Source organism: Porphyromonas sp. COT-052 OH4946 (genome assembly GCF_000765965.1).
Classification (GTDB): Bacteria; Bacteroidota; Bacteroidia; order Bacteroidales; family Porphyromonadaceae; genus Porphyromonas; species Porphyromonas gulae.
In genome coordinates this window covers 1-6,537 of record NZ_JQZY01000007.1, presented here as the reverse complement: position 1 = coordinate 6,537, position 6,537 = coordinate 1, and the positions used below count along the sequence as shown (strand labels likewise).

Here is a 6,537-nt window from a genome sequence, read left to right as displayed (position 1 = left end):
TATTCAGCCACCAATCCAAACACGTTGAGAAAGTTTGCTTTAGCCATTGTATCCGGGCACAAAGACAAACTATCCTTACGGAAGAGGTTGTTCAAAGCAGCTCTGAATATAGACTATTGACGTGTACTGAAAAAAGTTGACAGTTGGCGGGATGCAACCAGTATCCATTATGGGCAAACATTTAAGCAACTTTGAACGCCTTGCCATCCTAGAGCNGAGCACCTACCCCAAGCCGGCTTCCGAGAGCTCATGGTGCTTTGTCGGCAATACTTCGGCCCCAAGTTCACGCTTGGCCGCGATCGCTTTTGCGCCCTACTCAGACGCCATGGTATGATGCTGCGCAAACGGTCTGTGCGCCCTCGGACAACCAACTCTCGGCATAGGCTCAAGTATGAAGACCTGCTCAATACAGAGCCTAAGTTTGTGCCTCAAAGGCCGGGGGAACTCCTCGTAGCAGACATCACCTACGTGGCTTACCAAGATGGGTTTGCCTATCTCTCCCTACTGACNGGGTAAGGGCTGTCAACCTAAAGTAGAATTATAGAAAGAACCGGTAAACCAATTGTAGAACGATCCCGCCCAACTGTCAACTTTTTTCAGTACACGTCATATCTCAAAAAGCTACTAAAGATTTGATGCGGTTGCCCTGGTAAATTACCAGGGTATCGCATATGGATTTATCGGAGATCCTTGAAAGAATATTCAAACACATGAAAATCAATGATGTTTTTCTTTGTTCATGTAGCTTGCATTTTATGTATTTATATCTGATTTGAAGCGACTTAACTAACACTTTGGTTGCAATGATTTATGGAAAATATCTTTCAAATCCTTTCAACTGTCCCGGATCATCGTCGAGGCAATCATTTGATCTATCCCATTGATTATCTTTTACTTATTTCACTCTCCGGGATTATGTCCGGTTTTACCACGTGGAGCGACTTCGAGCTCTATGCCCAACTACATGAAGAAGATCTTAAAATGCTGTATAAAAGATTGGCTAAGCGAGAGCTGATGAATTATACGCCTTCCCACGATACTTTCAGTTACTGTTTTCGCGGTTTGGATCCGAAAGCTTTTCAAGAGGCCTTCAAGTCTTGGCTGCTCACTGTTTATGAGATCCTCGGAGAACATATTTGCATCGATGGAAAAACAATCCGAGGAGAAAGGAAGCTTGATCCCGATTCCGACTCACACACTGTAACGGCCTATATTGCAGGGATCAGAGCTTCTCTTAATCAGGTTTTATATCCAAGAAATCGAATGAAATCAATGCCGTCAAAGAGCTTTTGGATGTGATCGATGTCGAAGGAAATATCCTTACGATCGATGCCATCGGCACACAGAAAGAGATTGTCGATAAGATTGTCTCGAAGAAAGGAGAGTATATCCTTCAGGTGAAAAGCAATCAGCCCGGAACTCTATTGGAACTTGAAGAACATTTTTGTCCCTTCTACAAGGATGAAATTATCACAACAGAGCGTTTGGAATCGGGGCATGGCCGAGTGGAAAAACGCAAACTTGAGAGCATAATGAACCCTTTACGTTTCACTGAAACGGAGAAATACAGGGACTTGAATAAATGGGCAAACTTGCAATCGATTCATAAGCTCACCGGTAGCCGATATGATAAGAAGAAAAAGGTTGAAAGTTTCGACGTTAGCTATTATATCTCCTCTCTGTCAAATGCCGAAGAAGTCTGTAAGCTCATACGAAACCATTGGGCCATAGAGAACAATCTGCACTATTGTCTTGATGTCATTCTCGGAGAAGATCGATCGCTCAGACGAAAGGACAATGCAGCCAAAAATGTCAATATAATCTATAAGATAGCTCTCTTCTTTCTCGAACGATTGAAGAGCACATCCAAAAGGTCATTCAATGCCCTGCAAAAGATAAACGCCCTCAGAAAACCTTCCCAAATACTATCATCCATCAGATTTCTAATGCGATTGCCCTGACGCCGGAGGGTGTCAAAGCCTGCTGGAATTGAAAAATTCGTATCTTGCCCTCCAAAGAAAGGATTAAACTCATTCTCGGTACGCGCTCTAAATCAATAGAGAGACAATAGGGGAGTGCATCCTGTAAAACAGTAACGATAAAAAGAGATGGCTATGAAGCTGATTAAAAGAAGTTTGCTCCTGCTTGGAGCGGTACTGCTGGTTACGCTTCCTGCGTACTCGCAGAATGATGACGTCTTCGAAGACGACATCTATACATCGCGAAAAGAAATACGTAAACAAAACCAAGCTAAAGATGGGCAAAACCAAGAGGATGAATACGGCGGCGATACGGAATATGCCGTGGCTTCCGATCGGGATATTGATGCCTACAATCGTCGAGACGGTCAGTCCTACGATGGCAAAAAGTTGTCCAAAGACAAGAAGAAGAGAGATTCCGCTCGTTCTTCTGTTCCGGGCCGCTATAGTCGCCGCTTGGCACGATTCTACAAGCCGAATACGATCGTCATTTCAGGTGCCGACAACGTATATGTGACTGATGATGGTGAGTGTTTCGTCTATGGGGACGAATACTACGATGATGCTTCGTCTGTGAACATTTACATCAATTCTCCTTGGTACGACCCGTTCCCTTATACATCATGGTATCCATCTTTCTCCGGTTGGTATAACTATACGTGGAACTATCCGTGGTTCTACTACGGCAGCCATATCGGATGGGGCGGTTATTACCCCGGATATAATTGGTATTGGAGCTACTACTATGATCCCTTCTACAATCCCTATGGAATCGGTATGGGCTGGGGATACCCTTATGGCTGGGGCAGCTATTACGGCTGGGGCGGCTATCCGGGCGTGATACATCACTACCACCACTACCCGAAGAAGACCTATCCCAACGGTCAGCATTCCGGTGCCTACTACTCTTATGGCCGACCGGATCGCATCAAGGGGGGAGTATCTTCCAATAATAAGCTGGGGAAAGGTCGCTACGATAGACTGCAAAACTCCTCTACGCAAAAAAACAAACTGGGATCGCAGGCGAACAAGACTAATGATAACTGGCAAAGTGTGAAGCCCGGGCGTACCGGCCGAGCCAATAGAGACCGAAACGTAGAAGCGGTAACACCGAACAACAGCCAAAAGCAGAATCGTCCGGTAATACAGCAGAATCAGTCCGGCAGTAACCGGCCTACTGGGCGGAATGTCCGCAGCGAGAGACAGAACGATAACAACTTTTCAACGTCTTCGCGCAACAACAATAGCGGAGGTTTCTCTTCTCCCCCCTCTCGTTCCTCTTCCGGCTCCACGGGTGGTGGCGGACGTAGTGGCCGAGGACGCAATTAAGGTGCTTTCAAGATATTGCCAATAAAAACAAAGCTTTATTTCTGCCTGAACACCAGAAAGGTATAGTCGACTCGATAGAGATAGACCGTATCTTTCGGGGTTATGGTCTGATTACAATCACAATAAAAGAGGCATAAGCCTTCTCTGAAGACGATGAAAAAGATATCAGCATATGTTATTGGCGCGGTGCTCGCCACCACTTTGGGCATGCAGTCTGTACATGCTCAAGGCGAAGCCGATGCCATTCGTTACAGTCGTACGGAACTGGGCGGTTCAGCTCGTTTCCGTTCCATGGCAGGCGCTTTTGGCGCATTGGGCGGCGACTTTTCTGCCATCGGACAGAATCCTGCCGGCCTCGGCATTTTTCGTTCTTCGGAACTATCCGCCACCATTGACTTCTCTTCCATATCCAATCAGGTATCCTGGCAGGGGTCAAGTGAGAGCTTTAGCAAAAACAAGTTGCTTTTCACCGGTATCAGCTATGTTGGGTCATGGGGTAAAGGCAGTGAAGATGTGAGCATGAATTTCGGTCTTGGGGCAAAGCGAGTACTGGACTATGAGCGATCGTTCGGTATGGCCGGAGGTGAGCAGAAGTTTTCCGTGGCGGATTACACGGCAGCTCAGACTCCCGGCAAAGCCAATCCGTCCCATTTCAACTACAATGGCTTGGAGAGCAGTTGGCTTACCGACTTGGGATATAATGCCGGTTGGATAGCTCAGCTTCCGGGTGGCTACGGCTTTGAGTCGATATTCAAGTATAAGCAGAATGGTGATTACCAGATCTTCGGACCTTCCTCCACGGCTTTCGACCTGAAAGAAACCGGCCATGTTTGGAACTACGACTTTGGTATGGGCATAAACATCCAAGACACATGGTATTTGGGTGCCAGTATGACTTTTAGCGATCTGCAATTTGATACGAATACATTCTATCAAGAGAACTTCTCATTCAACAACGGTGCCATCAACGACTATCTCAAGCTCGAAAACTCTCTCTCCACCTCGGGAAGCGGATTGAATATTGGCATCGGAGCCATTTATCGGCCGGACGATGCTATCCGCATAGGTTTGTCCTACTACACGCCTACCTGGTATTGGTTGAAGAGTTACTATAGAGCTTATGGTGCTTCCTATTATTCTCAAGCAGTAGACCAAAACGGACAACCGCTGCCGGAGAATCTCTACTTTATGAGTGACCAGACTCCGGAATCATACAATGCATATCAAATGAGTGCTCCGGGTCGCTTTGTTGCCAGTCTGGCTTTAGTGGGCGGTAAGATCGGTCTTGTCAGTATGGATTACGAATTGGAGTCCTACGGTCAGATCAAATTGAAAGATGAGGATGGTACTCCTTATGTTGACAACAAGTTCATTTCAGAAGATTTTGGTTCACGCCATACCATCCGTCTCGGAGGCGAACTGCGCCCCATATCTCGTCTGAGCCTTCGCGCGGGATACTCACAGACATCCAATCCGATCAAGAACCAAAAGTTGAAAGATTTCGATGGCCCGGCACAGGTGACCATTTATCCGATGGGTGCTATGCCTCATTACGAACTGCCTGGTAATTCTTACACCGTGAGCGGAGGCTTGGGCTACCGTTTCTCGCGCAATCTTTCGGGCGATTTGGCTGTGATATATCGTAACGACAAGAGCTACTACTATACCTTTGGCCGAATGGTATCGGACGATCCGAATCCGGCCGATGTGCTGGAGGTGGAGTCTCCTGCACCCGCAAAGCTCTCTCGGTCTAACCTCAAGATCGGAATGACGATGTCGTATCGATTCTGAAGATAGGACTGACACCATGGGGTATATAAGGGGGTCCGTGTCAAAACGTCTGTTTTGGTGCGGACTCTCCGGTATAAAGGAACCCCCGCTCTCTGAAAAGTATCCCTAATGGAGATAGCACCTGAGTGCCCGAAGGCAGTGTCGCTATCGAAAAACTAAGAAGTATAGTATATAGATAAAGGAAGGATCGACTCTTTTGCCTGACTTTCGGAAGATTATGTTTTCTGTTATAGCTTGTCTTTTTGCCGGCATATTGGTGGGTTATCTCTGCCGACGTCGCAATCTGCGTAGGATAAACCTCTTAATAACGTTCCTTGTCTGGATACTGGTTTTTCTGTTGGGGGTAGAGGTCGGGGGTAATCGGGAAGTAATCTCTGCCTTGCCTCGATTGGGCTTGGATGCCTCGCTGATCGCGATTGCGGGAGTCATGGGAAGTGCCGTATTTGCAAAACTGCTATGGCGATTCCTGAATCGTTCGATTGACTCAGATGCGAAGGCTCATGATCAAGAAAGGGGATTCTGATGAAAGGAAGTCTGGTCATTATACTTTTTCTCCTTGGAGGAGCCCTTTGCGGGTATGTGGAGGTATTTCCTCAGGAAATAGTCGATCAGGGATGGAGTGCTTATGCGCTTGGGGCTTTGATGTTCGGCGTTGGCCTGAGCATCGGCCATAATCCCATTCTGCTCAGAAGTTTCCGGCAGATCAGGCCGATCTTGTTTTTCCTCCCGCTTGCTACTATTATGGGTACGCTCTGCGCTTCTGCCCTTGTCTCATTGTTCTTGCCGCACAGCTCTATGGCGCAGAGCCTGGCCATAGGATCAGGATTTGGCTACTATTCCCTTTCCAGCATCTTTATTACAGAGTATAGAGGTGCAGAGGCCGGCACCATAGCACTTTTGTCCAATATTATAAGAGAGGTTATTGCACTGTTGGTGGCACCCGTTTTGGTGCGCTTTTTCGGGCGCTTGGCCCCCATTGCAGCAGCAGGAGCCACCTCCATGGACACCACGCTGCCTATCATTGTTCGTTGCTCGGGATCCGATTATACCATCGTTTCTATATATCATGGTTTTATTGTGGATTTCAGCGTCCCTTTCCTTGTCTCCTTTTTCTGTTCTTCTCTCTTCTTTTGGTAGAAGAACTCAAGTAAAAAGCCTTGCGCTCAATAGCTGTCGGCACGATCTATGATAGCTGTCTCTGCTCAAAAGCAGTCCTATTGCAGATTGTTTTCTTTAAAAAGATCAATTTCTTATTCCTGGTAAATCCCTGTGAAAAAGGATTTTACCCGTCATCGCCGAATTTGTTGAACTGAAAAGTGGAGTTTTTTCATCCGAAAAGTTTTGCTGATTCGGAAAAAGGTTTTACTTTTGCACCCACTGTCCGCCGCTTGATCGGCTCCGTGCCGTGATGGGGGATATGGGATAAAAAGACAGCGAT

Annotated in this window: 6 protein-coding genes and 2 pseudogenes; all 8 read left to right on the top strand. The window is 46.8% G+C overall.

Annotated features, from left to right (window positions below; translation table 11 throughout):
* A pseudogene (locus HQ50_RS11075) lies at nucleotides 1–120 on the top strand (ISAs1 family transposase); the annotation flags it as partial.
* A gap of 90 nt (nucleotides 121–210) precedes the next feature.
* Nucleotides 211–507 (top strand): annotated as a pseudogene (locus HQ50_RS10500) (IS3 family transposase); the annotation flags it as partial.
* A gap of 303 nt (nucleotides 508–810) precedes the next feature.
* On the top strand, nucleotides 811–1,299 hold the full coding sequence (locus HQ50_RS11985; protein WP_230587278.1) for a transposase family protein: 489 nt from the start codon (nucleotides 811–813) through the stop codon (nucleotides 1,297–1,299).
* Nucleotides 1,296–1,961, top strand: coding sequence for an ISAs1 family transposase (locus tag HQ50_RS11980; RefSeq protein WP_235314976.1), 666 nt, complete (start codon nucleotides 1,296–1,298; stop codon nucleotides 1,959–1,961). The genes HQ50_RS11985 and HQ50_RS11980 overlap by 4 nt, the downstream gene beginning before the upstream one ends.
* A gap of 147 nt (nucleotides 1,962–2,108) precedes the next feature.
* Nucleotides 2,109–3,308, top strand: coding sequence for a hypothetical protein (locus HQ50_RS01625; RefSeq protein WP_039427818.1), 1,200 nt, complete (start codon nucleotides 2,109–2,111; stop codon nucleotides 3,306–3,308).
* Nucleotides 3,309–3,461: 153 nt separating this feature from the next.
* A complete protein-coding gene (locus tag HQ50_RS01620; protein ID WP_039419840.1) occupies nucleotides 3,462–5,099 on the top strand; it encodes an OmpP1/FadL family transporter in 1,638 nt (545 codons plus the stop codon).
* A 217-nt stretch (nucleotides 5,100–5,316) separates the two neighbouring features.
* Complete coding sequence (locus HQ50_RS01615; RefSeq protein WP_039418059.1) at nucleotides 5,317–5,622, top strand: LysO family transporter; 306 nt, start codon at nucleotides 5,317–5,319, stop codon at nucleotides 5,620–5,622.
* Entirely contained in the window at nucleotides 5,622–6,236 is a 615-nt protein-coding gene (locus tag HQ50_RS01610; RefSeq protein WP_039427815.1) for a lysine exporter LysO family protein, read from the top strand. The genes HQ50_RS01615 and HQ50_RS01610 overlap by 1 nt, the downstream gene beginning before the upstream one ends.
* Nucleotides 6,237–6,537 lie beyond the last annotated feature (301 nt).

What these genes read in the sequence shown, in the direction of transcription:
- HQ50_RS11985 (WP_230587278.1), top strand. Translation starts at nt 811, where the DNA reads ATGGAAAATATCTTTCAAATCCTTTCAACTGTCCCGGATCATCGTCGA.
- HQ50_RS01625 (WP_039427818.1), top strand. Translation starts at nt 2,109, where the DNA reads ATGGCTATGAAGCTGATTAAAAGAAGTTTGCTCCTGCTTGGAGCGGTA.
- HQ50_RS01620 (WP_039419840.1), top strand. Translation starts at nt 3,462, where the DNA reads ATGAAAAAGATATCAGCATATGTTATTGGCGCGGTGCTCGCCACCACT.
- HQ50_RS01615 (WP_039418059.1), top strand. Translation starts at nt 5,317, where the DNA reads ATGTTTTCTGTTATAGCTTGTCTTTTTGCCGGCATATTGGTGGGTTAT.
- HQ50_RS01610 (WP_039427815.1), top strand. Translation starts at nt 5,622, where the DNA reads ATGAAAGGAAGTCTGGTCATTATACTTTTTCTCCTTGGAGGAGCCCTT.